The organism is Ornithinibacillus halotolerans (assembly GCF_014637405.1).
Classification (GTDB): domain Bacteria; phylum Bacillota; class Bacilli; order Bacillales; family Amphibacillaceae; genus Ornithinibacillus; species Ornithinibacillus halotolerans.
The window spans coordinates 1-528 of sequence record NZ_BMEY01000054.1; the positions used below are offsets into that span (position 1 = coordinate 1).

Here is a 528-nt window from a genome sequence, read left to right on the forward strand (position 1 = left end):
GGGGGCAATGGTGACAGGTGGTGCATGGTTGTCGTCAGCTCGTGTCGTGAGATGTTGGGTTAAGTCCCGCAACGAGCGCAACCCTTATTCTTAGTTGCCAGCATTTAGTTGGGCACTCTAAGGAGACTGCCGGTGACAAACCGGAGGAAGGTGGGGATGACGTCAAATCATCATGCCCCTTATGACCTGGGCTACACACGTGCTACAATGGATGGTACAAAGGGCAGCGAAGCCGCGAGGTGAAGCAAATCCCATAAAACCATTCTCAGTTCGGATTGCAGGCTGCAACTCGCCTGCATGAAGCCGGAATCGCTAGTAATCGCGGATCAGCATGCCGCGGTGAATACGTTCCCGGGCCTTGTACACACCGCCCGTCACACCACGAGAGTTGGTAACACCCGAAGTCGGTGAGGTAACCTTTTGGAGCCAGCCGCCTAAGGTGGGACCAATGATTGGGGTGAAGTCGTAACAAGGTAGCCGTATCGGAAGGTGCGGCTGGATCACCTCCTTTCTAAGGAATATAACGGA

Annotated in this window: 1 rRNA gene; it reads left to right on the forward strand. The window is 54.4% G+C overall.

Features of this window, described 5'->3' with window-relative positions:
* Window positions 1–511, forward strand: a 16S ribosomal RNA gene (locus IEV35_RS20035); the annotation flags it as partial.
* Between the last annotated feature and the right edge of the window lie 17 nt (window positions 512–528).